This window comes from Delftia sp. K82, assembly GCF_002193035.1.
GTDB classification, from domain to species: Bacteria; Pseudomonadota; Gammaproteobacteria; order Burkholderiales; family Burkholderiaceae_C; genus Comamonas; species Comamonas acidovorans.
This window is the reverse complement of the sequence record NZ_MYFL01000004.1, coordinates 490,398-515,509: the sequence shown is the minus strand read 5'-3', so window position 1 is coordinate 515,509 and position 25,112 is coordinate 490,398. Positions and strand designations below refer to the sequence as shown.

Annotated in this window: 32 protein-coding genes; 5 read left to right on the top strand and 27 right to left on the bottom strand. The window is 64.4% G+C overall.

Annotated elements, in window-relative coordinates:
- Window positions 1-15 precede the first annotated feature (15 nt).
- The 4 genes from ptsP to KDK82_RS25800 all read right to left on the bottom strand — a co-directional run bounded on the left by ptsP (window position 16) and on the right by KDK82_RS25800 (window position 3,351).
- Window positions 16-1,791 carry a phosphoenolpyruvate--protein phosphotransferase gene (gene ptsP / locus KDK82_RS25815; protein WP_012202347.1) on the bottom strand — a complete coding sequence of 592 codons (1,776 nt, stop codon included), beginning with the start codon at window positions 1,789-1,791 and terminating at the stop codon, window positions 16-18.
- 117 nt (window positions 1,792-1,908) lie between these two features.
- Window positions 1,909-2,178: an HPr family phosphocarrier protein gene (locus KDK82_RS25810; RefSeq protein WP_012202346.1), complete on the bottom strand. Its 270-nt coding sequence runs from the start codon at window positions 2,176-2,178 to the stop codon at window positions 1,909-1,911.
- Window positions 2,147-2,608, bottom strand: a complete 462-nt coding sequence (locus tag KDK82_RS25805) for a PTS sugar transporter subunit IIA (protein ID WP_170962107.1) — start codon at window positions 2,606-2,608, stop codon at window positions 2,147-2,149. The genes KDK82_RS25810 and KDK82_RS25805 overlap by 32 nt, the downstream gene beginning before the upstream one ends.
- Before the next feature lie 125 nt (window positions 2,609-2,733).
- Entirely contained in the window at window positions 2,734-3,351 is a 618-nt protein-coding gene (locus KDK82_RS25800; RefSeq protein WP_012202344.1) for a hypothetical protein, read from the bottom strand.
- 123 nt (window positions 3,352-3,474) lie between these two features.
- Between KDK82_RS25800 and KDK82_RS25795 the strand changes: the two genes are divergently transcribed.
- Entirely contained in the window at window positions 3,475-3,978 is a 504-nt protein-coding gene (locus tag KDK82_RS25795; protein WP_088166605.1) for a TlpA disulfide reductase family protein, read from the top strand.
- Window positions 3,979-4,050: 72 nt separating this feature from the next.
- Here the strand turns inward: KDK82_RS25795 and KDK82_RS25790 are convergent, their stop codons facing one another.
- On the bottom strand, window positions 4,051-4,497 hold the full coding sequence (locus KDK82_RS25790; protein ID WP_034397888.1) for a cytochrome c: 447 nt from the start codon (window positions 4,495-4,497) through the stop codon (window positions 4,051-4,053).
- A 158-nt stretch (window positions 4,498-4,655) separates the two neighbouring features.
- Between KDK82_RS25790 and KDK82_RS25785 the strand changes: the two genes are divergently transcribed.
- Entirely contained in the window at window positions 4,656-5,354 is a 699-nt protein-coding gene (locus KDK82_RS25785) for a cytochrome b/b6 domain-containing protein (protein ID WP_088166701.1), read from the top strand.
- Between the two features lie 65 nt (window positions 5,355-5,419).
- Window positions 5,420-5,911, top strand: coding sequence for a GNAT family N-acetyltransferase (locus KDK82_RS25780; protein WP_043780357.1), 492 nt, complete (start codon window positions 5,420-5,422; stop codon window positions 5,909-5,911).
- A gap of 112 nt (window positions 5,912-6,023) precedes the next feature.
- On the opposite strand, the gene KDK82_RS25775 is transcribed toward KDK82_RS25780, so the two are convergent.
- From KDK82_RS25775 to KDK82_RS25675, 21 genes are all read right to left on the bottom strand, one after another.
- Window positions 6,024-6,530 carry a peroxiredoxin gene (locus KDK82_RS25775; RefSeq protein WP_088166604.1) on the bottom strand — a complete coding sequence of 169 codons (507 nt, stop codon included), beginning with the start codon at window positions 6,528-6,530 and terminating at the stop codon, window positions 6,024-6,026.
- Between the two features lie 118 nt (window positions 6,531-6,648).
- Window positions 6,649-6,918 (bottom strand): 30S ribosomal protein S17, encoded by a 270-nt coding sequence (gene rpsQ / locus KDK82_RS25770; RefSeq protein WP_012202338.1) that lies wholly within the window; start codon window positions 6,916-6,918, stop codon window positions 6,649-6,651.
- Window positions 6,919-6,931: 13 nt separating this feature from the next.
- Window positions 6,932-7,129, bottom strand: coding sequence for a 50S ribosomal protein L29 (gene rpmC, locus KDK82_RS25765; protein WP_012202337.1), 198 nt, complete (start codon window positions 7,127-7,129; stop codon window positions 6,932-6,934).
- A gap of 10 nt (window positions 7,130-7,139) precedes the next feature.
- A complete protein-coding gene (gene rplP / locus KDK82_RS25760) occupies window positions 7,140-7,556 on the bottom strand; it encodes a 50S ribosomal protein L16 (protein ID WP_012202336.1) in 417 nt (138 codons plus the stop codon).
- 2 nt (window positions 7,557-7,558) lie between these two features.
- Window positions 7,559-8,431 carry a 30S ribosomal protein S3 gene (gene rpsC, locus KDK82_RS25755; protein ID WP_012202335.1) on the bottom strand — a complete coding sequence of 291 codons (873 nt, stop codon included), beginning with the start codon at window positions 8,429-8,431 and terminating at the stop codon, window positions 7,559-7,561.
- Window positions 8,432-8,447: 16 nt separating this feature from the next.
- A complete protein-coding gene (rplV, locus tag KDK82_RS25750; RefSeq protein ID WP_012202334.1) occupies window positions 8,448-8,780 on the bottom strand; it encodes a 50S ribosomal protein L22 in 333 nt (110 codons plus the stop codon).
- A gap of 10 nt (window positions 8,781-8,790) precedes the next feature.
- Window positions 8,791-9,066, bottom strand: a complete 276-nt coding sequence (gene rpsS, locus KDK82_RS25745) for a 30S ribosomal protein S19 (RefSeq protein ID WP_012202333.1) — start codon at window positions 9,064-9,066, stop codon at window positions 8,791-8,793.
- Between the two features lie 10 nt (window positions 9,067-9,076).
- Window positions 9,077-9,901 carry a 50S ribosomal protein L2 gene (gene rplB / locus KDK82_RS25740; RefSeq protein ID WP_012202332.1) on the bottom strand — a complete coding sequence of 275 codons (825 nt, stop codon included), beginning with the start codon at window positions 9,899-9,901 and terminating at the stop codon, window positions 9,077-9,079.
- A 2-nt stretch (window positions 9,902-9,903) separates the two neighbouring features.
- Window positions 9,904-10,218, bottom strand: a complete 315-nt coding sequence (gene rplW, locus KDK82_RS25735) for a 50S ribosomal protein L23 (protein WP_012202331.1) — start codon at window positions 10,216-10,218, stop codon at window positions 9,904-9,906.
- Entirely contained in the window at window positions 10,215-10,835 is a 621-nt protein-coding gene (gene rplD, locus KDK82_RS25730) for a 50S ribosomal protein L4 (protein WP_012202330.1), read from the bottom strand. Before rplD ends, rplW begins: the two co-directional genes overlap by 4 nt.
- The gene (rplC, locus tag KDK82_RS25725; protein WP_012202329.1) at window positions 10,835-11,509 is read right to left on the bottom strand and encodes a 50S ribosomal protein L3; all 675 of its coding nucleotides are present in this window, start codon (window positions 11,507-11,509) and stop codon (window positions 10,835-10,837) included. Before rplC ends, rplD begins: the two co-directional genes overlap by 1 nt.
- 210 nt (window positions 11,510-11,719) lie before the next feature.
- Window positions 11,720-12,031, bottom strand: coding sequence for a 30S ribosomal protein S10 (gene rpsJ, locus KDK82_RS25720; RefSeq protein WP_003059431.1), 312 nt, complete (start codon window positions 12,029-12,031; stop codon window positions 11,720-11,722).
- A 24-nt stretch (window positions 12,032-12,055) separates the two neighbouring features.
- A complete protein-coding gene (gene tuf / locus KDK82_RS25715) occupies window positions 12,056-13,246 on the bottom strand; it encodes an elongation factor Tu (RefSeq protein WP_013800249.1) in 1,191 nt (396 codons plus the stop codon).
- Window positions 13,247-13,420: 174 nt separating this feature from the next.
- Window positions 13,421-15,529 carry an elongation factor G gene (gene fusA, locus KDK82_RS25710; protein ID WP_013800248.1) on the bottom strand — a complete coding sequence of 703 codons (2,109 nt, stop codon included), beginning with the start codon at window positions 15,527-15,529 and terminating at the stop codon, window positions 13,421-13,423.
- A 148-nt stretch (window positions 15,530-15,677) separates the two neighbouring features.
- The gene (gene rpsG, locus KDK82_RS25705; RefSeq protein WP_012202326.1) at window positions 15,678-16,151 is read right to left on the bottom strand and encodes a 30S ribosomal protein S7; all 474 of its coding nucleotides are present in this window, start codon (window positions 16,149-16,151) and stop codon (window positions 15,678-15,680) included.
- 160 nt (window positions 16,152-16,311) lie between these two features.
- Window positions 16,312-16,689: a 30S ribosomal protein S12 gene (gene rpsL / locus KDK82_RS25700; protein WP_012202325.1), complete on the bottom strand. Its 378-nt coding sequence runs from the start codon at window positions 16,687-16,689 to the stop codon at window positions 16,312-16,314.
- Window positions 16,690-16,846: 157 nt separating this feature from the next.
- On the bottom strand, window positions 16,847-18,016 hold the full coding sequence (locus tag KDK82_RS25695; RefSeq protein ID WP_013800247.1) for a D-alanyl-D-alanine carboxypeptidase family protein: 1,170 nt from the start codon (window positions 18,014-18,016) through the stop codon (window positions 16,847-16,849).
- A 92-nt stretch (window positions 18,017-18,108) separates the two neighbouring features.
- Window positions 18,109-18,744 (bottom strand): alpha/beta hydrolase, encoded by a 636-nt coding sequence (locus KDK82_RS25690; RefSeq protein WP_012202323.1) that lies wholly within the window; start codon window positions 18,742-18,744, stop codon window positions 18,109-18,111.
- Window positions 18,745-18,824: 80 nt separating this feature from the next.
- A complete protein-coding gene (locus tag KDK82_RS25685) occupies window positions 18,825-19,199 on the bottom strand; it encodes a ferredoxin (protein WP_012202322.1) in 375 nt (124 codons plus the stop codon).
- 10 nt (window positions 19,200-19,209) lie between these two features.
- Window positions 19,210-20,343 (bottom strand): VanZ family protein, encoded by a 1,134-nt coding sequence (locus KDK82_RS25680; protein ID WP_013800244.1) that lies wholly within the window; start codon window positions 20,341-20,343, stop codon window positions 19,210-19,212.
- Window positions 20,344-20,374: 31 nt separating this feature from the next.
- Window positions 20,375-20,803, bottom strand: coding sequence for a CopD family protein (locus KDK82_RS25675; RefSeq protein WP_088166603.1), 429 nt, complete (start codon window positions 20,801-20,803; stop codon window positions 20,375-20,377).
- 123 nt (window positions 20,804-20,926) lie between these two features.
- Here KDK82_RS25675 and hemB point away from each other — a divergent pair, with 123 nt between their 5' ends.
- Together hemB and KDK82_RS25665 are read left to right on the top strand one after the other, a co-directional pair.
- Window positions 20,927-21,934 carry a porphobilinogen synthase gene (gene hemB / locus KDK82_RS25670; RefSeq protein ID WP_013800242.1) on the top strand — a complete coding sequence of 336 codons (1,008 nt, stop codon included), beginning with the start codon at window positions 20,927-20,929 and terminating at the stop codon, window positions 21,932-21,934.
- A gap of 4 nt (window positions 21,935-21,938) precedes the next feature.
- Entirely contained in the window at window positions 21,939-23,141 is a 1,203-nt protein-coding gene (locus KDK82_RS25665; protein WP_013800241.1) for a magnesium transporter CorA family protein, read from the top strand.
- On the opposite strand, the gene KDK82_RS25660 is transcribed toward KDK82_RS25665, so the two are convergent.
- The gene (locus KDK82_RS25660; RefSeq protein ID WP_088166602.1) at window positions 23,138-25,096 is read right to left on the bottom strand and encodes an ATP-binding protein; all 1,959 of its coding nucleotides are present in this window, start codon (window positions 25,094-25,096) and stop codon (window positions 23,138-23,140) included. The two genes, KDK82_RS25665 and KDK82_RS25660, sit on opposite strands and share 4 nt — an antisense overlap.
- Window positions 25,097-25,112 lie beyond the last annotated feature (16 nt).

The following is a 25,112-nucleotide window of genomic DNA, read 5'->3' as shown; positions in this document are numbered from 1 at the left end:
CTCGCCTGGATGAATTCATGGTCCCAGCAGCGCTGCGGGACTGTCCGAGCGGAGGACTTCCTGCGCCCAGGCAGTCAGCTTGCGTGTGTCGGCACGCAAGATTTCCTGTTTGACGACCAGGATCTGCGCCGGATGCATGGAAAAGCTGCGCAGACCCAGGCCGAGCAACAGGCGCGTCATGCCCACATCCCCGGCGGTCTCCCCGCAGACACAGACGCTCTTGCCCTGCGCCCTTCCTTCGGCGATCACGTCCGCCACCAGCTTGAGCACGGCGGGATGCAAGGGGTCATAGAGATGGGCCACGGTCTCGTCGGCGCGGTCGATGGCCAGCGTGTACTGGATGAGGTCGTTGGTGCCGATCGACAGGAAGTCGAAGTAACGCAAAAAGGTGCGCACGATCAGCGCGGCCGCAGGCACTTCGATCATGGCGCCCAGCTTGACCGGGCCATGGGCCACGCCTCGCGCGTCGAGTTCGCTTTGCGCCAGCCGCACCTGGGCCAGGGTCTGCTCGATCTCGCTTTGGTGGGCCAGCATGGGAAACAGCAGATGGATCTGCCCATGCGCCGCCGCACGCAGGATGGCGCGCAACTGGGTGCGGAACATGGCAGGGTCAGCCAGGCTCCAGCGGATGGCACGCAGACCCAGCGCTGGGTTCAGGTAGTAGTCCTTGGGCTGTGCCTTGTCCAGCGGCTTGTCGGCGCCCACGTCCAGCGTGCGTATGGTCACGGGCATGCCCTGCATGCCGTCCACCGCTTCGCGGTAGGCGCGGTACTGCTCTTCCTCACCGGGCAGGTTGCCGCCGCGCCCCATGAACAGGAATTCCGTGCGGAACAGCCCCACCCCCACGGCGCCTGCATGCACGGCCGCAGGCCCGTCGCCGGGCTGCTCGATATTGGCCAGCAACTCGATGCGCTCTCCGTCCAGCGTCAGCGCGGGCGTGTGGCGCAGGCGTGAGAGGCGCTCGCGCTCCAGCTCGTTCTGGCGCTGGCGAAAGCCATATTCGGCCAGGATGATGGGAGAGGGATCAACGATGACGACGCCTGCGTTGCCATCGATGATGATCCAGTCGTCCTGGCGGATCAGCTGGCTGGCCGCGCGCGCGCCGACCACGGCCGGAATGTCCATGCTGCGCGCCACGATGGCAGTGTGCGAGGTGCGCCCGCCCACGGCCGTGATGAAGCCGGCAAACAACCGGCTCTTGAACTGCAGCATGTCCACCGGCGACAGGTCCTGCGCCACCAGGACCAGGGGCACATCGGTGACTTCGTCGAGCAGCAGCGGCTGCTGCGGCGCGCCCTCCCCCGTTGCATCGGCTCGCGGCAGCGCGGCAGGCGCGGGCACGGGGCTGGCCATGCCCTTCATGTAGCGCAGGATGCGCTCGACCACCTGCTCCAGGTCGGCCTTGCGCTCGCGCAGATACTCGTCCTCCATCTCGTCGAACTGGCGCGAGACGACCTCGAGCTGCGTGGTCAGCGCCCATTCGGCGTTGTAGAGACGATCGGAAATCCAGTGCTTGATGGCGGCGGCCAGGGCCTCGTCCTGCAACAGCAGCAGGTGGACGTCGAGCAGGGCATCGAGCTCGCCCGGCGCATCCTGGGGCATTTCATCCTGCAGGCGGCGCAGCTCGTCGATGACGGCGTTGCGTGCACTGCGGGCGCGGTCGATTTCCGCGTCCACCTGGTCGGGCCGGATGAAGTAGTGCACCACCTCCATGCGGCTGGAGGCCACCACCACCGCGCGTCCTATCGCAATGCCCCGTGAAACGGCCAGTCCGTGGATTGCAAACGTCATTGCGCCTGTCCTTTGCCTGCTGCTGCGCAGGCCCCGGGCCGTCGCAATGCGGCAGCGTCCGGGCCCGGCGCGTGTTGCTCTTTTGCGCTCACCGTCTGCCAGCGCAGCGGAGGCCCATCACTGGCCTTCGCCAAATTTGTCGTTGATCAGGGCCGTCAGCGCATCCATGGCTTCCTGCTCCTGCGGTCCTTCGGTTTCCAGCAGCACCTCGGAGCCCATGCCGGCAGCCAGCATCATCACGCCCATGATGCTCTTGGCATTGATGCGCCGCTCGCCCTTGCTCATCCAGACTTCGCAGGGAAAGCTGCCTGCAAGCTTGGTGAGCTTGGCGGAGGCGCGGGCATGCAGGCCCAGTTTATTGCTGATGGTTATAGGGGTCTTGATCATTGGATGGTCGCGGACTCTGGTTCTGAGGCGTGTTCACGCCCACCTGCATCACCCCATGGCTGCCTCCCGCCAAGGCACGCTCGGCCACGGCTTCCAGCGCCTCGTGGCGATAGCCTATGGAGCGCAGCAGCATGGGCAAGTTCACTCCGGCCACCAGTCGCCCGGCAGGCAGCTGCGCCACCAGGCGCTGCGCCACGTTGCAGGGCGTCGCGCCAAAGAGGTCGGTCAGCACCAGCGTGGGCAGCGCCACCAGGCCGCCATGGTCCTCAAGCAACTGCTCGGCACGCATCAAGGTGGCCTCGGGCGGCTCCTGAGCGGGCACATCCAGGGCAAGGACGTCCTCGGCACTGTCGGCGAACACATGCAAGGCGCATTCGCGCAGTGCATGGGCCAAAGGTGCGTGGGTGAACAAAAGGATGCGCGTGGTCATGAAGTCACAGGGTTCGGAGTCGATTATGGCGTGCGCAGGCGCATGCAGGGCAACCGGCGCGCCTGCACTGCGTTCCATGCCACAGCTGCCTCCCGCATCCGTGGCTCCGAAACCTGTTGCCGTTGCTATTGCAGTTGCAGGCTGGCGAAGAAGTTGTTGGCCTCGTCTGTGCGCGGCTTGTCGCTGTAGATCACGGCATGGTAGAGGCGCGCGCCTGCCGGCTCCATTCGTGCAAACCACACGCCATGGGCGGTGAGCTTCCAGCCCTGGGGCCCCACGCCTTCAAACGTGGTGCGCAGCGACTGCGGCAGATTCAGTGCGCCTGCAGGCAGGAAAGGGCCATCTTCCTTGGAGCGCAGTTGCTTGGCGCCCGCCGGTGCCTGCCCCGGAGCACCCGGGTTCATCTGGCCGAGCACGGCTGCCTGCCAGTACGACAGCATCTCGGCGGCTCTGGACGGCTCGCTGACCAGGAAGTGGGACACCGCGTAGGTCGACGCATCGGCATCGCATCCCATCATGGACATCTGCACCGTGCCCATGCCCTGGCCCAGCTCCACCGGCCGTGTTGCGGATTGCGGATCGCATGGCAAGAGCACGCGCAGCGGCGTGCCTTCGACCGCGACCTGCCGCCAATCCAGCCTGGGACTGCAGGCGGCCAGGGGCGCCAACACCAGCAGCGCGGCGCCGAGCCGCAGGGCCAGAGCGCGGCCCTTTGCTTTCGAAAAGCTTTCCATCAATGTCATGCCGGCATTATCGGCATGGCCCGACCTGTCCGAGCCCCGAACTTTTGCCCTTGCCGCGCATCGAAAGGCGGTGCACGGCATGCGTGCAGGCCTTCGGGCGCAACTTTGGGCACAATCGTCGCTATGGCAAGCAAACATTGGATCGCAGGCGTGTTGATCGCCGCAGCCGCCGGCATGGGCGCATGGGTGTATTCGGGTGCCGGCCAAACGGCGGCGCCGCAGTCCACCTTCGTGCTGCTGGACGGCAGCAAGCAGACCACGGCCGACCTCAAGGGCAAGGTGACCTTGGTGAACTTCTGGGCCACCAGCTGCACCACCTGCGTGGCCGAGATGCCCGAGATCGTTGCCACCCACCAGAAATTCCAGAGCCAGGGCTTCGAGACCCTGGCCGTGGCGATGAGCTACGACCCGCCCAGCTATGTGGTGAACTTCGCCGATTCGCGCAAGCTGCCTTTCAAGGTCGCGCTGGACAACACCGGCGCCGTGGCCCGGGCCTGGGGCGATGTGCAACTGACTCCCACCACCTACATCGTCAACAAGCGTGGCGACATCGTGAAGCGCTATGTGGGCGCACCTGACTTCGCTGAGTTGCATCGGCTGATCGAGAAGCTGCTGGCCGAGGCCTGATACAGCGCAGACCAGGGTACAAAAAAACCGGCGCCAGGCCGGTTTTTCATTGGTGCATCCTCCGCCCGCCGCTCAACGGCTGCGGAAGCTGTCGTGGCACGCCTTGCAGCTGGCGGCGGCCGGGCCGAAGGCGGCCTTGAGCTGGTCCAGGTTGCCGGACTTGGCCGCAGCCGCGAGCTTGACCGTCTCGGCCTGCATCTTCTCCGACAGGTCCTGGAACTTGGCCTGCTCCTTCCAGATTTCAGGCTTGGCCTTTCCACCTTCCGTGCCCGCGCCGAACGCGGCCCAAGGCAGCTTGGCCATGAAGGCCACCACCTCGGCGTTTTCCTGGGCCGCCTTGGCATCGAAGGGGATCTTTCCGTTCGCCATGGCGCCCAGGCGCCCGAAGTGCTGGCCCAGCACGGCGAGCGCGCCCTGGCGGTACTTGATGGCGTCTTCGGACTTGGCGAACTGTGCGGACGCGGGCAGCGCCGTGGCGGCCAGCAGGGCGGCCAGCGCCCATGCAGAAACTTTCTTCATCGTGGTTTTCCTTTGGGAGTGTGGGGAAATCTGCCGGGCCAGTATGGCAGCGGCATCTTGCCGGCGCCGCTTTGATTGACCACGGCCAGGGTGCATTCCTGGTGCTCGCAGGAATGCGGGGCGGCACAATGCCTCATCCCCATCCCAGCTTTCATGCCATGGCACAAGAATCGACCGCACAAGGCGCCGCCAAGCACAAGGTCCGCATCTGGGACCTGCCCACCCGGCTGTTTCACTGGCTGCTGGCCGCAACGGTGGTCGGCCTGGTCGTGACGGCCAAGCTGGGCGGCAATGCCATGAACTGGCATCTGCTGCTGGGCCATGCCATGCTGGCCCTGCTGCTGTTCCGCCTGCTTTGGGGCCTGGTGGGCGGCCGCTGGTCGCGCTTTGCCAGCTTCATCCACGCGCCCGCCACCGTGCTGCGCCATGTGCGGGGACAAGGAACGGAGAGCGACAGCGCAGGCCACAGCCCGCTGGGCGCCCTGTCCGTGTTTGCCATGCTGGCCGTGCTGATCGCCCAGGTGGGCAGCGGGTTGCTCAGCGACGACGAGATTGCGTTCTCCGGGCCGCTGGGCCGCTTTGTATCGGGCGACACCGTGGCACAGGCCACCGCCTACCACGCGCACTGGGGGCAGTATCTGCTGTACGCGCTGGTGGCCCTGCACCTGTTGGCCATCCTTTTCTATGCCTGGCGCGGACGGGGTCTGGTGCGCGCCATGGTGACGGGAGACAAGCACTTGCCCGAACCCCTGCCCTCTTCACGCGACACGGCAGCCAGCCGCATGTTGGCATTGGTCCTGGCGTTGGTGGCGGGCGCCGCCGCATGGTGGGTGCAGCAGCTGGGGGGTGCTTTCTGACGGCGTGGCCAGACGTTGCCAGCTTGCCGCTACACTGCGTTTTCCGTCGTTTTAGCCAAGTGCCCGTGGACAAGCCTGCTGTCGCCTTGCTGGCGCCGAATCCCCTGGAAGACATGGACGAAGTCCGCCAGATCTTCCAGGAGTACGCCGCAAGCCTGGATGTCGATCTGCAATTTCAAGATTTCGAGGCCGAGATCGCCGATCTGCCTGGCGACTACGCATCGCCGCGCGGCCACATCCTGCTGGCCAAGGTCGATGGCGCCGTGGCCGGCTGCTGCGCCTTGCGCCCGCTGGACAACTGCGATTACGCCAACGCCGCCGAGATGAAGCGCCTGTTCGTGCGCAAGGCCTTTCGCGGTTTCGGCCTGGGCCGCCAGCTCGCCGAGGCCATGCTCGATGTGGCGCGCCAGGCCGGCTATGACCATGTGCTGCTGGACACGCTGGACGACATGGAGTCGGCACGCGCCCTCTACACGGACCTGGGCTTCCAGGAAATCCCACCCTACTATCACAACCCCATCGCAGGGGCGCATTACCTCAAGGCCGATATCTTCTAGGGCCGGCTGAGGCAGCCCCCTGAAATACAAAAAGGCATTGCACCTGGGTGCAATGCCTTTTTCGCAAAAGCGCGGTGCCCAGGCCCGGAAGGCCTGCAGCACACGATCAGGATCAGGCCTTGGCCTGGCCCAGCAGGGTGGCAGCGTCGCTGACTTCGAACTTGCCAGGGCCTTCCACGTTCAGCGTGGCGACCTTGCCGTCCTTGACCAGCATGGAGTAGCGGTTGCTGCGCAGGCCCAGGCCCTTGCCGTTCAGGTCCAGCGTCAGGCCGGTGGCCTTGGCAAAGGCGGCATCGCCGTCGGCCAACATGCGCACCTTGCCGTTGGTCTTCTGGTCACGGGCCCACGCGCCCATCACGAAGGCGTCGTTGACCGACAGGCACCAGATTTCGTCCACGCCGGCAGCCTTGAAGGCTTCGGCCTGCTCCACGAAGCCGGGCACATGCTTGGCCGAGCAGGTGGGAGTGAATGCGCCGGGCACGGCGAAGACCGCGATGGTCTTGCCGGCAGCGGCTTCGGGCAGCTTCACGGGGTTGGGGCCGATGCTGCAGCCATTGCCTTCGACTTCCACGTATTCCATCAGGGTGGCAGCGGGCAGGGCATCTCCGACTTTGATCATCTCTATCTCCTTTGTGGTGCAAAACCGGGGGCCGCCGAAATGGTGGTCCCCAAACGAAAAAACGACCCACATTGTGGGTCGTTTCCTGTGGCCTTGCAGCCGGTGGGCCTGTGTAGGCTTACACCAGAGCAGCCTTTTGCACCAAGCGGGTAGCAACCCAGTTCTTGGTCTTGGACAGCGGGCGGCTTTCCGTGATTTCAACCACGTCGCCCAGCTTGTATTCACCTTGCTCGTCGTGAGCGTGGTACTTGCTGGACTTGATCATGATCTTGTCATAGATCGGGTGCTTGACGCGGCGTTCAACCATGACCGTCACGGTCTTGGCACGCTTGTCGCTGACCACCTTGCCAATCAAGGTGCGCTTGAGGGATTTTTTAGCTTCCGTCATGTCGGCTTCCTGATTACTTGGCAGCTTGCTTTTCAGCAAGGATGGTCTTGGCGCGGGCGATGTCACGGCGCGTGGTACGCAGCGTGTTCGTGTTACCCAGCTGTTGCGTAGCCTTTTGCATACGCAGGCCAAAGTGAGCCTTTTGCAGGGACTTCACTTCGGCTTCCAGGCCGGCAACGTCTTTTTGGCGGAGTTCAGCAGCTTTCGTCATGTTGTTCTCCTTAGGCACCAATTTGACGGGACACGAAGGTCGTACGCAGCGGCAGCTTTGCAGCGGCCAGGCGGAACGCTTCACGAGCCAGCTCTTCAGGGACGCCCACGATTTCGTAGAGCACCTTGCCGGGCTGGATTTCGGCCACGTAGTACTCGGGGTTGCCCTTACCGTTACCCATACGCACTTCTGCGGGCTTGGTAGAGATTGGCTTGTCCGGGAACACGCGGATCCAGATACGACCGCCACGCTTGACGTGACGCGAGATCGCGCGGCGAGCCGCTTCGATCTGACGCGCCGTCAGGCGACCACGGTCAGTGGACTTCAGGCCGAAGTCACCGAAAGCAACGGAGTTACCACGCGTTGCGATACCGGTGTTGCGACCCTTTTGCTCCTTGCGGTATTTGCGGCGAGCAGGTTGCAGCATCTTTATTCTCCTTTACCGTCCGCTGCTGTAGCGGGCGCGTCAGTCTTGCGAACGCGCTTAACGGAATCAGCGCCAGCGCCGGCGGGCTTATCGCTGCCGTCAGCAGGTGCTGCGTTAGCGCCTGCGGGGCGGCGGGCACCACGGCCAGCACCGTCACGACGACCATCGCCGCGACCATCACGGCGGGGGCCGCGAGGACGACGTTCTTCTTCGGGGCGGGGGGTCTCGGCTGCCGGCAGGTCGTTACGACCCAGCGTGTCACCCTTGTAGACCCAGACCTTCACACCGATCACACCGTAGGTCGTCTTGGCTTCGGAGAAGCCATAGTCGATGTCGGCGCGCAGTGTGTGAAGTGGCACACGGCCTTCGCGATACCACTCGCAACGTGCAATTTCGATACCGTTCAGACGGCCCGAAGACATGATCTTGATGCCTTGGGCACCCAGACGCATGGCGTTTTGCATTGCACGCTTCATGGCGCGGCGGAACATGATGCGCTTTTCGAGCTGCTGGCAGATCGAATCGGCGATCAGCTTGGCATCGATTTCAGGCTTGCGCACTTCTTCGATGTTCACAGCCACGGGCACGCCCAGACGGGTTGCGAGTTCCTTCTTCAGGTTCTCGATGTCCTCGCCCTTCTTGCCGATCACGACACCAGGACGTGCCGAGAAGATCGTGATGCGTGCGTTCTTTGCAGGACGCTCGATCAGGATGCGCGACACGGCGGCATTCTTCAGCTTGGCCTTCAGGAACTCGCGCACCTTGATGTCTTCGGCCAGCATGCCGGCGAAGTCACGGTTGCTTGCGTACCAACGGCTGGCCCAGTTGCGGCTAACAGCCAGGCGGAAGCCGGTAGGATGGATTTTCTGTCCCATATTCTTCCCAGGCCTTTCAGTTGCCAACCGTCACGTACACGTGGCACGTGGGCTTGCTGATGCGATTGCCGCGGCCCTTTGCACGCGCGGTGAAGCGCTTGAGCGTGGTGCCTTGTTCGACGAAGATGGTCTTGACCTTCAGTTCGTCGATGTCGGCGCCGTCGTTGTGCTCGGCGTTGGCGATGGCGGACTCGAGCACCTTCTTGATGATCACGGCAGCTTTTTTCTGCGTGAACGTCAGGATGTTCAGGGCTTGGTCCACTTTCTTGCCGCGGATCAGGTCCGCGACCAGGCGACCCTTGTCCACAGACAGGCGGACGCCACGGAGAACAGCACGTGTTTCAGACATGTTCTATTCCTTACTTCTTGGCTTTTTTGTCCGCCGGGTGACCCTTGAAGGTACGGGTCAGCGCGAATTCGCCGAGCTTGTGGCCGACCATCTGGTCAGTCACATACACGGGCACGTGCTGCTTGCCGTTGTGCACGGCGATGGTCAGACCGATGAACTCGGGCAGAACCATGGAGCGACGCGACCAGGTCTTGACGGGCTTCTTGTCCTTGGTGGCGACGGCCTTTTCGGCCTTTGCCAGCAAGTGATGGTCAACAAACGGACCCTTTTTAAGAGAACGAGTCATTTGCTACCCTTTACTTCTTGCGACGCGACACAATCATCGACTGCGTGCGCTTGTTGTTACGGGTACGGTAGCCCTTCGTCAGGTTGCCCCATGGGTCAACAGCGTGACGACCTTCACCGGTCTTGCCTTCACCACCACCGTGCGGGTGATCGACAGGGTTCATCACCACGCCGCGAACGGTCGGGCGAATACCCATCCAACGCTTCACACCAGCCTTGCCCAGACGGCGCAGGCTGTGTTCTTCGTTGGCGACTTCACCGATGGTCGCGCGGCATTCGATGTGCACCTTGCGCACTTCGCCGGAACGCATACGCACTTGGGCGTAGATGCCTTCACGGGCCAGCAGCGTAGCCGACGTACCTGCCGAACGGGCGATCTGCGCGCCAGCGCCGATCTTCAGTTCGATGCAGTGGATGGTCGAACCCACGGGGATGTTGCGGATCGGCAGGGTGTTGCCCACGCGGATCGGGGCTTCCGAACCGCTGACGATCGTTGCGCCGACTTCCAGGTTGCGCGGAGCAATGATGTAGCGACGCTCGCCGTCGGCATAGCACACCAGAGCGATGTGGGCCGTACGGTTGGGGTCGTACTCAATGCGCTCGACCTTGGCGGGGATGCCGTCCTTGGTGCGCTTGAAGTCCACCACGCGATAGTGGTGCTTGTGGCCACCGCCCTTGTGACGGGTGGTGATGTGACCGTTGTTGTTACGGCCCGACTTCTGGTGCTGAGGCTCCAGCAGGGGGGCGAAACCTGCACCCTTGTGCAGATGGTCACGCGTGACCTTGACCGTGCCGCGTTGGCCGGGGGTCGTCGGTTTGAGCTTGATAACAGCCATGATTACGCAGCCTCCCCGGACAGGTTCAGCTCTTGACCGGGCTTGAGCATCACGTAGGCCTTGCGAACGTGGTCGCGGCGGCCAGTGGTCTTGCCAAAGCGCTTGGTCTTGCCCTTGATGTTCACCACGGAGACACCAGCAACTTCCACCTTGAACATCAGTTCCACGGCGGCCTTGATTTCATGCTTGGTGGCGCTCTGCAGCACCTTGAACGTCACGGCGTTGGACTTCTCGGCAACCATGGTGGCCTTTTCGGACACGATGGGAGCAACCAACACCTGCATCAGACGACCTTCGTCAAACTTGAGCGTGCTCATTCGAACATCTCCTTGAGTTTGTCGATCGCACCCTTGGTGACGAGCACTTTCTTGTAGTGCACCAGCGACACGGGGTCGGCGTAGCGCGGCTCGACCACGAACACGTTCTTCAGATTGCGGGAAGCCAGGTACAGGTTCTCGTCGACTTCTTCAGCGATCACCATGACCGATTCCAGGTTCATGGCCTTGAACTTGTCGGCCAGCACCTTGGTCTTGGGGCTTTCGAGCTTGAGCGAGTCCACCACGGCCAGACGGCCTTCGCGGGCCAGCTGCGACAGGATGGCAACCATACCGGCGCGGTACATCTTCTTGTTGATCTTCTGCGTGAAGTTTTCTTCAGGCAGATTCGGGAAGATGCGGCCGCCGCCACGCCACAGAGGCGAGGAAGACATACCGGCACGAGCACGGCCGGTGCCCTTTTGCTTGAACGGCTTGGCAGTCGTGTGACGAACCTGCTCGCGGTCCTTCTGAGCGCGAGTGCCCTGACGTGCGTTGGCACGGTAGGCGATCACGATCTGGTGGACGAGGTCTTCGTTGAATTCACGACCGAAAACAGTCTCGGGCGCATCGAACTTGGATGCGGCCTGGCCTTGTTCATTCAGGAGTTCGAGCTGCATTAGTTCGCTCCCTTGGAAGCTTTGGCCTTGATGGCGGGGCGCACCGTCACGAAGCCACCCTTGGAGCCCGGAACAGCGCCCTTGATCAAGAGCAGTTGGCGTGCTTCGTCAATGCGAACCACGTCGAGATTTTGGGTGGTGATGGTTTCATCGCCCATGTGACCGGTCATCTTCTTGCCCGGGAACACGCGACCTGGATCCTGGGCCATCGAGATGGAGCCGGGAACATTGTGCGAACGGCTGTTGCCGTGCGAGGCGCGCTGCGAGCGGAAGTTGTGACGCTTGATGGTGCCGGCGAAGCCCTTACCGATGGAAGTGCCTTGCACGTCCACCTTCTGGCCCACCGAGAACAGCTCGGCGACGGGCAGGACGGAGCCTGCGGCGTACTTGCCAGCGGTTTCTTCGGTCACGCGGAATTCACCCATCACTTCACCGGCTTCGACACCTGCCTTGGCAAGGTGGCCGGCTTCTGGCTTGGTCACGCGAGATGCCTTGCGCGAACCGAAAGTGACCTGCAGGGCCACGTAGCCATCGTTCTCTTGGGTTTTGACCTGAGTCACACGGTTGTTGGACACATCCACCACCGTGACGGGCACTGCGTCCCCGTCATCGGTGAACAGACGCATCATGCCCACCTTGCGACCCAGCAACCCGAGGGAGTTGCTCAGACTCATTTGTTTGCTCCAAAACTTTCGCCGCTGAAACTGCAATTGGCCCAGCGTTGCGCTCCCGCCCCAGATGTCCAAGGCCTTGCGCACGAAAGAAGGTTGATAAAACTTCGCTCAAGAAAGGCGAAGCCCCAAATTTTAACGCGAACTGCCTTTTCAAGCAAGTTCGCGTTAAATCAAAGCCCTTCAACGGCCCCGCAAGGGGCCGTGAAGTTCTTATTGCAGCTTGATCTCGACGTCCACGCCTGCGGGCAGGTCCAGCTTCATCAGAGCGTCAACCGTCTTGTCAGTCGGGTCAACGATGTCCATCAGGCGCTGGTGAGTGCGGATTTCGAACTGGTCGCGGCTGGTCTTGTTGACGTGCGGCGAGCGCAGGATGTCGAAACGCTTCATGCGTGTCGGCAGGGGCACGGGACCCTTGACGATCGCGCCGGTGCGCTTGGCAGTGTCAACGATTTCAGCAGCCGACTGGTCGATCAGCTTGTAGTCAAACGCCTTCAGGCGGATGCGGATTTTTTGCTTGGACATTGTGTATTCCTAGTTTTCCAAGAATTACGCAATGATCTTTGCAACCACGCCAGCGCCCACGGTACGGCCACCTTCGCGGATAGCGAAGCGCAGACCTTCTTCCATGGCGATGGGGGCGATCAGCTTGACGGTGATCGACACGTTGTCGCCAGGCATCACCATTTCCTTGTCGGCGGGCAGCTCGATGGAGCCGGTCACGTCGGTCGTACGGAAATAGAACTGGGGACGGTAGTTGTTGAAGAACGGAGTGTGGCGACCACCTTCGTCCTTGGACAGCACGTACACCTCAGCCGTGAAGTGGGTGTGGGGCTTGATGGAGCCGGGCTTGCACAGCACTTGGCCGCGTTCCACGTCTTCACGCTTGGTGCCGCGCAGCAGCAGGCCCACGTTGTCGCCAGCTTGACCTTGGTCCAGCAGCTTGCGGAACATTTCCACGCCGGTGACGATGGTCTTCTGGGTGTCGCGGATACCGACGATTTCGATTTCTTCGCCGACCTTGATGATGCCGCGCTCGATACGGCCAGTCACCACGGTGCCACGGCCAGAGATCGAGAACACGTCTTCCACGGGCATTGCAAAGGCGCCGTCCACAGCGCGCTCGGGCGTGGGGATGTAGGAGTCCAGTGCTTCAGCCAGGCGCAGGATGGCAGGTTCGCCCTTGTCGGACTGGTCGCCTTCCAGGGCCAGCTTGGCCGAGCCGCGGATGATGGGGGTGTCGTCGCCGGGGAAGTCGTACTTGGCAAGCAGCTCGCGCACTTCCATTTCGACCAGTTCCAGCAGCTCTTCGTCGTCCACCATGTCGCACTTGTTCAGGAACACGATGATGTAGGGCACGCCCACCTGACGGGCCAGCAGGATGTGCTCGCGGGTCTGGGGCATGGGGCCGTCAGCGGCCGAGCACACCAGGATGGCGCCGTCCATTTGAGCAGCGCCGGTGATCATGTTCTTGACGTAGTCGGCGTGGCCGGGGCAGTCAACGTGAGCGTAGTGGCGACCGGCCGTTTCGTACTCGACGTGGGCGGTGTTGATCGTGATGCCGCGAGCCTTTTCTTCAGGTGCTGCGTCGATCTGGTCGTAAGCCTTGGCTTCGCCGCCGAACTTCTTGGACAGAACGGTAGCGATAGCAGCCGTCAGGGTCGTCTTGCCGTGGTCCACGTGACCGATGGTGCCAACGTTGACGTGCGGCTTGTTCCGCTGGAATTTTTCTTTTGCCATGATTTCTCCGAAAGAGCAAAACCTGTGTGATGTTTAAGGTCTGCACCCCATTGCTTGGTCGCCCCGCACAGGTGACAGGGCGGCATGGGATCGCAGACCGGCAAAAACCGCAGCACCCCGGCGCCAAAACGCCTGGGTGCTGCGATTCAAAAGCCTTCAATTATACAAAAAAGCTTACTTCGAGCGAGCAGCAACGATGGCTTCGGCCACGTTACGGGGAGCTTCAGAGTAGTGCTTGAACTCCATCGTGTACGTAGCGCGGCCTTGCGTCTGCGAGCGCAGCGACGTGGCGTAGCCGAACATTTCCGACAGAGGCACTTCAGCCTTGATGGACTTGCCGCCGCCGGCCATGTCGTCCATGCCCTGCACCATGCCGCGACGCGAGGACAGATCGCCCATCACGGTACCGGCGTAGTCTTCAGGCGTCTCGACTTCCACAGCCATCATGGGTTCCAGGATGACGGGGCTGGCCTTGCGGGCAGCTTCCTTGAAACCGAAGATAGCGGCCATCTTGAACGCCATTTCGTTCGAGTCCACATCGTGGTACGAACCGAAGGTCAGCGTGACCTTCACGTCCACGACGGGGTAGCCAGCCAGCACGCCGGAAGTCAGCGCTTCGATCACGCCCTTCTCGACTGCGGGGATGTATTCGCGAGGAACCACACCGCCCTTGATGGCGTCGACGAACTCGAAGCCCTTGCCGGGTTCCTGGGGTTCGACCGTGAACACCACGTGGCCGTACTGACCCTTACCACCGGACTGGCGAACGAACTTGCCGTCCACGTCCACGACCTTCTGGCGAATGGTTTCGCGGTAGGCAACCTGGGGCTTGCCCACGTTGGCTTCCACGTTGAATTCGCGCTTCATGCGGTCAACGATGATTTCCAGGTGCAGCTCGCCCATGCCGGCGATGATGGTCTGGCCCGATTCTTCGTCGGTACGCACGCGGAACGACGGATCTTCTGCAGCCAGGCGCGACAGGGCGATGCCCATCTTTTCCTGGTCGGCCTTGGACTTGGGCTCCACGGCCTGTGCAATCACGGGCTCGGGGAAGACCATGCGTTCCAGCACGATGGGGGCGTCCACGGAGCACAGCGTTTCGCCGGTCGTCACGTCCTTCAGGCCCACGCAGGCAGCGATGTCGCCGGCGCGGATTTCTTCGACTTCCACGCGCTCGTTGGCCATCATCTGCACGATACGGCCGATGCGTTCCTTCTTGCCCTTGACCGAGTTGAACACGGTGTCGCCCTTGGTCAGGACGCCCGAGTACACGCGCACGAAGGTCAGCTGACCGACGAACGGGTCGGTCATCAGCTTGAAGGCCAGTGCCGCAAACTTTTCACCGTCGTCGGCCTTGCGGCTGAGCTTGGTTTCTTCGTTTTCGGGATCGGTACCGGTGACGTCAGGGATGTCCACAGGCGCCGGCAGGTAGTCGATCACGGCGTCCAGCATGCGCTGCACACCCTTGTTCTTGAAAGCGGTACCGCACAGCATGGGCTGGATTTCGGTAGCCAGCGTACGAGCGCGCAGGCCGGCCTTCACGTCTTCTTCGGACAGAGTACCTTCTTCCAGGTACTTGTTCATCAGCTCTTCGCTGGCTTCAGCGGCAGCTTCCACGAGGTTCTCACGCCACTTGTTGGCGGTCTCCACCAGCTCGGCGGGGATCTCGTGGTATTCGAACTTCATGCCTTGCGAGGCTTCGTCCCAGATGATGGCCTTCATCTTGACGAGGTCGACCACGCCCTTGAAGTTGTCTTCGGCGCCGATCGGGATCACGACGGGCACGGGGTTGGCCTTCAGGCGCAGCTTCATCTGGTCAACGACCTTGAAGAAGTTGGCGCCGGTACGGTCCATCTTGTTCACGAAGGCCAGACGGGGCACCTTGTACTTGTTGGCTTGGCGCCACACGGTTTCCGACTGGGGCTGCACGCCGCCCACGGCGCAGTACACCATGCAGGCGCCGTCCAGCACGCGCATGGAACGCTCCACCTCAATGGTGAAGTCCACGTGGCCGGGGGTGTCGATGATGTTGAAACGGTGCTCGGGGTAGGACAGGTCCATACCCTTCCAGAAGCAGGTCACTGCAGCGGAAGTGATGGTGATGCCGCGCTCTTGCTCTTGCTCCATCCAGTCGGTCGTAGCAGCGCCGTCGTGCACTTCGCCCAGCTTGTGGGTCACACCGGTATAGAACAGGATACGTTCAGTGGTGGTGGTTTTGCCTGCGTCGATGTGGGCGGAGATACCGATGTTGCGGTAGCGCTCGATGGGGGTCTTGCGAGCCATGATGGATCCTTGATCGTATGGAGGGAGTCTCTGCCCGTTCCAGCCTCATGGTGCAGACGGACAGCAGTCTTATCTGGGGATGCTCCTAATCGAGACAAGGCCGCAGGCAAAAATGCATGCGGCCTATCTGATCGGGAGCGAAGTGCTCTTAGAAGCGGAAGTGGCTGAATGCCTTGTTGGCTTCGGCCATGCGGTGAACTTCGTCACGGCGCTTCATGGCGCCGCCACGGCCTTCGGTGGCCTCGAGCAGCTCGTTGGCCAGGCGCTGGGCCATGGACTTCTCGCCGCGCTTGCGGGCGGCTTCCTTCAGCCAACGCATGGACAGGGCCAGGCGACGCACGGGGCGCACTTCGACGGGCACTTGGTAGTTGGCACCGCCAACACGGCGGGACTTCACTTCGACCATGGGCTTGACGTTGTTGATGGCAACAACGAAGGCTTCCAGCGGGTCTTTGTCAGGGTGCTTCTTTTGAATCAGGTCCAGGGCACCGTAGATGATGCGTTCTGCGACCGCCTTCTTGCCGCCTTCCATGATCACGTTCATGAACTTGGACAGCTCGACATTGCCGAACTTGGGATCCGGCAGGATTTCACGTTTGGGGACTTCGCGACGACGTGGCATTTTTTACCTCTATCTTGCTTCAGTTGGCATCTTTTCAGACACCGCGAGAGTCAACAGGACTCCCACTTACTCGACCCGCGCAAAACACTTGCGTTTGGGGTCACTACGCTGAATCTCGCGCCACGCGGGATACAGCACCTTCCTCGAAAAAACGCAGGGCTTACTTGGCCTTGGGCTTCTTCGCGCCGTACTTGGAACGGGATTGCTTGCGGTCCTTGACGCCTTGCAGGTCAAGGGAGCCACGCACGATGTGGTAACGCACACCGGGCAAGTCCTTCACACGGCCGCCGCGCACCAGAACAACGCTGTGCTCTTGCAGGTTGTGGCCTTCACCACCGATGTAGGAGATGACCTCGAAGCCGTTGGTCAGGCGCACCTTGGCAACCTTACGCAGAGCGGAGTTAGGCTTCTTAGGCGTCGTGGTGTACACACGGGTGCACACGCCGCGGCGCTGAGGGCAGTTTTCCATAGCAGGGCTCTTGGATTTGACAACTTCGACCGTGCGGCCCTGACGCACGAGTTGGTTAATGGTTGGCATTAATAAACGTCCCTAAACGTGAATTGCTTGCGAAAAGCGAAAACGTGAATCCCTTCGGAAATTCCGAAAAGCCCTCGACTGTACCAGCTTGCGGGAGATCGCACAACTGCACCCCCTCCAAGCCAGTACGCGAGGGCCTGCGCGACAGGCGCGGGGCTTACTTGATCCAGAGGCGGATCGCATCCCAGGCACGGCCGAAGAAGCCTGCCTGCTCCACGCCTTCCAGCGCCACCAGCGGCACTTCGGCCACGGTGTCGGCACCCATCTTGACCTTGAGCGTGCCCATGGCCTGGCCCTTGGTGAACGGGGCGATCAGCGGGTCCTGGCGCACGACTTCGGTGCTCAGCTTGCCGCCGCTGCCGGCCGGCACGGTGACCACGATGGGCGTGGTGCGGCCGATCTTGACGGTGTTCGCCTTGCCCTTCCAGACTTCGGGCGTGGCCACGGCCTGCTCGGCATCGAACAGCTTGACCGAATCGAAGGCCGCATAGCCCCAGTTCAGCAGCTTCTGGCTTTCATTGGCACGCGCGTTCTCGCTGGCCGCGCCCAGCACGATGGAGATCAGGCGGCGGCTGCCCACGTTGGGCAGGTCGCGCTTGGCGGTGGCCACCAGGCAGTAGCCGGCGGCGGCCGTGTGGCCGGTCTTGAGGCCATCGACGGTCGGGTCGCGGAACAGCAGCGAGTTGCGGTTGGTGCCGTTGGAGGCCGGCGTGCCCGGATAGAAGTACTTCTTGGTCGAGTAGTAGTGCATGTACTCGGGGAAGTCCTGCATCAGGCGCTGGGCGAGGATGGACAGGTCGCGCGCCGTGGTCAGGTGGCCGGGCTCGGTCAGGCCTTCGGGGTTCTTGTAGCTGGTGTTCTTCATGCCCAGCGCCTTGGCCTGCTCGTTCATGAGCCGCACGAAGTTCTCGGCCGAGCCGCCCACGCCTTCGGCCAGGGCCATGGTGGCGTCGTTGCCGGACTGCACGATCATGCCCTTGACCAGGTCATCGACCGGCACCTGCATCTTGGGGTCGATGAACATGCGCGAGCCGGGCATCTTCCAGGCACGCTCGCTCACGGGCAGGCGCTGCTCCAGCGTGATCTTCTTGGCGCGCAGCGCGTCGAAGACCAGGTAGCCGGTCATCAGCTTGGTCAGCGAGGCCTGCTCGATGGGCGCATCGATGTCCTTGGCGCCCAGCACCTGATTGGCGGTGACATCGACCAGCAGATAGTTGCGCGCCGCGATTTCGGGCGGCTGGGGCGGGGTGATCTGCGCCAGCGCCAGGGCCGGCGCCATGGCGGCCGCCAGTGCCAGGACTCGCAGCGTGGAGGAAAGTGGCTTCATGAGGAAAACTCTCGCTAAAGGGCAGGGAATGCAGGAAAGGCGAAAACATGCCCGCCCGATGGGGCAGGCCTGTTGAGCAGCGGCGCGGGCCGCTAGGGGAGTGAGCGCAAATGGCGGACCACGAGGCTTTTGAGCAGCGGCAATTGTCCGTGAAAGAAATGACCGCCCCCGGGCACGACGGTAACAGGCAGTATCTGCGGGCGCGCCCAGTCCATGACGGCAGACAGCGGCACCGTGTCATCGGCTTCGCCGTGCACCACCAGGGTCCGGTCATGGGCTTCGGGCGGGACAGGCGCCACGGTGAAACGGCTGGCCGCCGTTCCCACCAGCACCGCCTTTTCCACCCGGCCCTCGTTCCAGAGCCCCGCCAGCACATGGCTGGTGACGAAGGCTCCGAATGAGAAGCCGGCCAGCGCGATCGGTCCTTCGGGGGCGACCTGGCGGACCACGGACAGCATGTCCTGGGCCTCGCCGACCCCTGCGTCGTGCTCGCCGGCACTGGCGCCCACGCCGCGGAAGTTGAATCGCACGGCCGTGTAGCCGCACTGCACGAAAGCACGCGCCAGGGTCTGCACCACCTTGTTGTCCATGGTGCCGCCGAACAGCGGATGGGGGTGGGCGATGATGGCCACGCCGCGCGGCGGTGCATCGGCGGCCGGCGCATCGCGCAGGGCCTCCACGGCCCCGGCAAGGCCGGTCAAGGTCAAACGTTCGGTCTGCGCATTCACAATCGCTATCCTAGTAGTAGCAGCCAATCCAAGCTGACAAAGCACTGATGCCCGGAAAGGCCCAAAGTTCCAACCGGCGCTCAGCGGCCCACGTCGGGCGGCAGCAGCAGGCGCTCCACGGGCTGGCCGTTCTTGAGGTGGGACTCGACGATCTCGTCGATGTCGGACTCGTCCACGAAGGTGTACCAGGTGCCTTCGGGGTAGACCACGGCCACGGGACCGCCCGCGCAGCGGTCCAGGCAGCCGGCCTTGTTCACGCGCACCTGGCCCTTGCCGGCCAGGCCCAGCTGCTTGACCTGCTTCTTGCAGTGGTCAAAGCCCGCCTTGGCGCCGTGCAGCGCACAGCAGTCCTCGCCGTTGGGCCTCTCGTTGAGGCAAAAGAAGATGTGGCGCGCATAGTAGTTGCCTGCGCCTTGCTGGCCGCTGTCGGCCCCGGGACGTGGGTGTTCGCTCATGGAGCGGATTCTAGGCCTGCGGCACTGCAGGCGCCGGGGGCGGCGGCGGTGCCGCATCGCGGCGCGCCAGCCTGAGCAGCACATAGACCAGGGTCGCATAGGGCCACAGCCAGCCCAGCCACTGGCCCAGTCCGTAGAAGCGGATGAAGCGGCCCTGCTCCCAGGCCTGCAGCGTTTCCGAGAAATAGGCGCTGGTGGGCGCCTGGTTCAGGATGCTCAATTGCAGCACCAGCACCAGCAGCAAGAGGGCCGCACACGCCCGGCGCGGCAGCGGCATGGCCACCATGGCCAGGCCCAGGCCACCCCACACGCCCATGCGCACCGGCAGGTCCACCCACTCCCAGGCATGGGCCGGCCCCCAGCTCAGCGCAGCCGACAGTGCCGAGACACCGATGCCGATCACCACCGCAGAGCCCGCCAGCATGGCGCGCCGGCCCATGTGGCGCATCACGCAGTAGGCCAGCAGACAGGGCACCCACAGGCCCAGCATCACGCACAGCATCTCGGTCACGGGCGACAGCGGCGTCAGGGCCGACTCGCGCAGAGGCAGCCACATGAGGAAGGGCGTGCCTTCGAGCAGATCCAGCAGCCCCTGCTCCAGCCGCTCCAGCACCTGGCCCAGGCCAAAGGGCACGGCGGCGGGAAAGAGCAGCGCCCAGGGCCACAGCGCCAGCAGCACCATGGCGCCGCCGCCGTCCTCGCCCAGCCAGTGGGTGCGAAAGGCGCTCCAGCGCGCCAGCGCGCCCAGCCGCTCCAGCAGCAGCGCCACCAGCGCCCCCAGCAGGGTGCCGCCCGCATTGAGCACCAGATCCAGGTTGGAGGGAACGCGCCGCGGCAGGTAGATCTGCAGGAACTCCATGGACAGCGACAGCAGGGTGCCTGCCAGCGCCGCCAGCGGCACGGCCGCGCGCGGGCTGCCGCTGCGCACCAGGGCCAGCGCCAGGAAAAAGCCCAGCGGCGCATAGCCGACGATATTGATGTTGATGTCGAACCAGGTCCAGTACGGCGGCGGGATCTTTGCCGTCAGGAAGACCAGCGGATCAATGCCCTGGGCACGCCAGCCATCGAAAGGAAACAGGCTGGCGAAAACGATGAGCACCGCATAGACCAGCGCCAGCGGCCAGGCCGAAGTCTTTTGCACCACGCCCTGCCTCCCTCTTCGTTGGATCGGTTTCTCAGAAAGGTTTGACGACCACCAGGATGACGATGGCCACCAGCAGCAGCACCGGCACCTCGTTGAAGAAGCGGAACCAGCGGTGGCTGTGCTGGACCCGGTTGTCGATCAGCTTGCGCAGCAGGCGCCCGCAGGCATGGTGGTAGCCGATGACCAGCAGCACGCCGGCCAGTTTGGCATGCATCCAGCCGTTGCCCGGCCCCTTGCCGATGCCGTAGCCCAGGTACAGCCACAGGCCCAGGCCCAATGCGGGCACGGCCAGCAGCGTGGTGAAGCGCAGCAGCTTGCGTGCCATCAGCAGCAGGCGCTCGCGCTCGGCCACCGAGCCGGGCGTGACCATGGCCACATTGACGAAGATGCGAGGCAGATAGAACAGGCCCGCGAACCAGCTTGCCACGAAAACGATATGAAAGGCTTTGACCCACAGCATGCGGGCAGTGTACGTGCGTACAGGGGTGCGCCAGGCTGCGCAGGCGCAAAAGCCGAGTCCCGCGTGCCGGCGTCGTCGCCAGGGTTGCGGGGCCTGCGGCGGGAATGGGGCACAATTTTCGGCATGCATCTGTCCAGCCCCACCCCCTTCCCGCACAACCGCCCTCGCCGCCTGCGCCGCGACGCCTTCACGCGCAATCTGGTGCGCGAGAACGTGCTCACGGCCCATGACTTCATCTACCCCGTGTTCGTGCACGAAGGCACGAACCAGCGCGAGGCCGTGCCCTCCATGCCCGGCGTGGACCGCCTGAGCCTGGACCTGCTGCTGCCCGTGGCCGAGCAGTGCGTGCAGCTGGAGATCCCGTTCCTGGCGCTGTTCCCCGCCATCGAGACCTCGCTGAAGACGCCCGACGGCAAGGAGGCGCTCAACCCCGACGGCCTGATCCCGCGCGTGGTGCGTGCGCTCAAGAAGGAATTCCCGCAACTGGGCGTGATGACCGACGTGGCCCTGGACCCCTACACCAGCCACGGCCAGGACGGCATCCTGGATGAGTCCGGCTACATCATCAACGACGAGACCGTGCAGGTACTGGTGGGCCAGGCCCTGAACCATGCCGAGGCCGGCGTGGACATGGTGGCGCCCAGCGACATGATGGACGGCCGCATCGGCGCCATCCGCGAGGCGCTGGAGGCCCACGGCCACATCCACACCCGCATCATGGCCTACAGCGCCAAGTACGCCAGCGCCTTCTACGGCCCGTTCCGCGACGCCGTGGGCACGCGCGGCGCGCTGGGCAAGGCCGACAAGAACGTCTACCAGATGGACCCCGCCAACACCGACGAGGCCCTGCGCGAAGTCGCCCAGGACCTGGCCGAAGGCGCCGACATGGTCATGGTCAAGCCCGGCATGCCGTACCTGGACGTGGTGCGCCGCGTCAAGGACGAGTTCGGCGTGCCCACCTTTGCCTACCAGGTCAGCGGCGAGTACGCCATGCTCAAGGCCGCCGCCGCCAACGGCTGGCTGGACCATGACCAGGTGATGATGGAATCGCTGCTGGCCTTCAAGCGCGCGGGTGCCGACGGCATCCTGACCTACTTCGCCATCGACGCCGCGCGCAAGCTGCGCGGCTGAGCGCATGCAGCCGGTGACGCCGCCCGCGGGAGCCGCTCCCGCCGCCAGGAACATGCGCATCTTCCACCTGCAGCCGGGCGGCGCCACCGAGCTGGCCGCCCTGCCCGACCAGGCGCCCGCGCAGGGATTCGTCTGGATCTCCTGCACCCGCGCCACCTTGCAAGAGCGGCTGGCCGAGGTGCAGCGCACGCTGCAGCTGCTGTCGGGCCAGCAACTGGTGGACCTGCATGTCTCGGACCTGCTCAACGCCCAGCTGCCCTCGCGCTACGACTACACCTCGCAGTACGACCTGCTGGTGTTTCGCCGCCTGGCCAGCGGGCAGGCACGTGCCGCCCCGCAGGCCGGCACGGCCTCTTCGCCTGCGGCGCAGGCGCTGCCCCCGTCACCTCCCGTGCGCCGCACAGGTCCGCCCGTGCTGCGCAACATCGACACCAGCCCCGTGGGCTTTGCCATGTTCGATCAGGTGCTGCTGTCCGTGCACCCCGACGACTGCACCGTGCGCGACGCCTATGCCGCGCGGCTGCTGGCCGCCGTGCCCAATGACCCCCGCGAGGGACGGCTGAACCCCACCTCCGGCACGCGGCTGCCTGCCAGCCCGCCCGACCTCATGCTGCGCGTGGTCAACCTCATCGTGGACGGCTTCCTGGACCTGCGCCGCGAACTGTCGCGCCAGCTGGACCATTGGCAGACCGAGCTGCTGCGCCCGCGCACGCGCTTTGCCAACTGGAGCGCGCTATTGGACGCACGCCTGGCCCTGCACGAGCTGGACGAGGTCTGCGAAGACCAGCGCGCCGCCGTGCAGGACTGGACGGACGCGCTGGAGACCTGGGCGCCGCCTGAAGATGCGGCGGCGCTGCGCGAGCTGGACCTGCTCAAGGTGCGTAGCCGCGACGTGCTGGAACACATAGAGCGCGTGGTCCACCACGTGCGGCGGCTGGAGCAAAGCACCGAGACCGTGGTGCAGATGCACTTTTCGGTGCAGAGCAACCGCACCAACGACATCATGCGCACGCTCACCGCGCTGACGGCCGTCTTCCTGCCGCTGAACCTGATTGCCGGCATCTTCGGCATGAATTTCGAATTCATCCCCCTGGTGCACAAGCAGGACGGCTTCTGGTGGGCCATGGGCTCGATGACGACGATTGCCGTGGGCCTGACCGTGTTCTTCTGGCGCAAGCGCTACATGGCGCGCACGGCGCAGGACTAGGGCCCCGCCCGCTCCAGCGGCATCCACAGCGTGAAGCGATTGCCGCCGGCCAGCGGCGCCCAGTCCAGCCGCGCCTGCAGCGCCAGCGCGCGCGTGCGCATGTTCACCAGTCCCTTGCGGCCCTCGGTGGGTGCCTGGGCGCGGTCGAAGGGGTGGCCGTCGTCCTCCACCAGCACCTGCATGCCGGCCCGGCCGTCCAGGGGGGCCTGGGCCGTGCGCACCGTGATCTCGCGCGCGCCGCTGTGCTTGATGATGTTGGTCAGCACCTCCTGCAGGATGCGCAGCACATGCAGGGCGGCCTGCGCGTCCAGCCAGGGCAGCGCGGGCAGGTCGCTCACCTCCCAGTGCAGCCGCAGCCCCGCCCCCTCCAGGCGCGGCCCCAGCCGGTAGCGCAGCCCGGCCAGCAGCGCCAGCAGGTCGCAGTCCAGCGGCTCCAGCGAGTCGATGGACAGCTTCAGGTCATCGATGCACTCCTGCAGCAGCTGCACCAGGTCCACCGTGCCGGCCTGGTTGAACTCCACCACGCGCAGCGCGCTCATCAGCGAGGAGCCCACGCCGTCGTGCATCTCGCGCATCAGGCGCTGGCGCTCCTGCATCAGCATCTGCTCGCGCTCCACGGCCAGCAGGCGTTCATGGGCCTGGGCCAGCTCGGCCTCCTGGGCCTTGAGCCGTTCCGCCAGATGCAGGTTGGCGTTCTCGGCCACGGCCAGCGCGCCGTTGTAGCGCCGGTAGGCCACCAGCAGGAACAGCGTGAACAGCCCCAGGTACACATAGGGCGTGAGGTAGATGCTCTCTATGCTGATCAGGTAGCTCTGCAGCGCCAGGTCATGGAAGCCGATGGGAAACGACAGCAGCATCCACACGGCCAGCATGGTGCTGCCGCCATCGCGCATGCGCCAGGCGCCCGCCACGGCCATGCACAGCACCAGGATCTCCGGCGGCACCATCAGCAGCCGCAGCAGCGGCAGGATGGTCTCGTGCGCCGGCCCCCACAGCGGCACCGCCACCAGCAGCACCGTGCCCACATAGCCCTGCAGCACCCGGGCCAGCCAGGGCCGGCGCCTGCGCTGCATCAGGCACAGGAAATGGAAGGCCGCCACCGTGGCGCCCATCAGGCCGGCCAGCGTCAGCCAGGAGAACCAGCCGTCCGACAGGGCCAACCCCTCGCCGTCCACCATGAACTGCAGCGAGCCCAGCAACTGGCACAGCGACATCAGGAAGAACAGCAGGAACACCACATCCCCGCGCCGCCGCTGCAGCGTCCACAGCGCCAGCGCGAACAGGCCCAGCACCAGGTAGGAGCCCGCCGTGTAGACCACCAGATCGGCCTGGAGCAGGCTGCGCAGCCGCCAGGACAGGCGCAGCGACTCGGCCGGCCCCGCCCACAGGCTGGACAGCGCGCCGCCCACGCCCTGCTGGCTGGCCATGCGCACATGCACCTGCAGCGGCCTGCCCGGCTGCGCCAGCCCGCCCAGGTCCAGCCACACCGGCCGGTTGAAACTGTTCCACACCCGGCTGCCGCGCGTCTGCCAGGCCAGCTTCCCATCCACATACACCGCCACCGTGCCCACCGTCTGCCAGCGCGGGATATACAGGCGCGCGCCCTGGGGCGTGGGCACCAGGGCTTCAGGCGGCACCACGGCGCGGAACCAGCGCACCTCGGGCGGCGCCGCGGCCAGGTCGCCGCTGCCCGACACGGCCCTGTCGCCCCCATAGGGCAGGTCCACATCGCTCCACGGCGTCGATGCATCCAGCACCGCGTCGTCGGCCGACGCAAGCGCCGCAGGCGGCGCCCAGTGCGGGCTGTCCGACCGCCACAGCTGCGCCTGGCGCAGTTGCACCGCTTCGCCTGCGGCGGGGCCACGCAGCCCGAACGCCCCCGCCAGCAGCATCGCCAGCGCCACCAGCCCCGCCGAAACCAGCAAGACCCTCCCCTGCAGCAGCGGCTGCGTCATCTGCCCACCCTGGCGG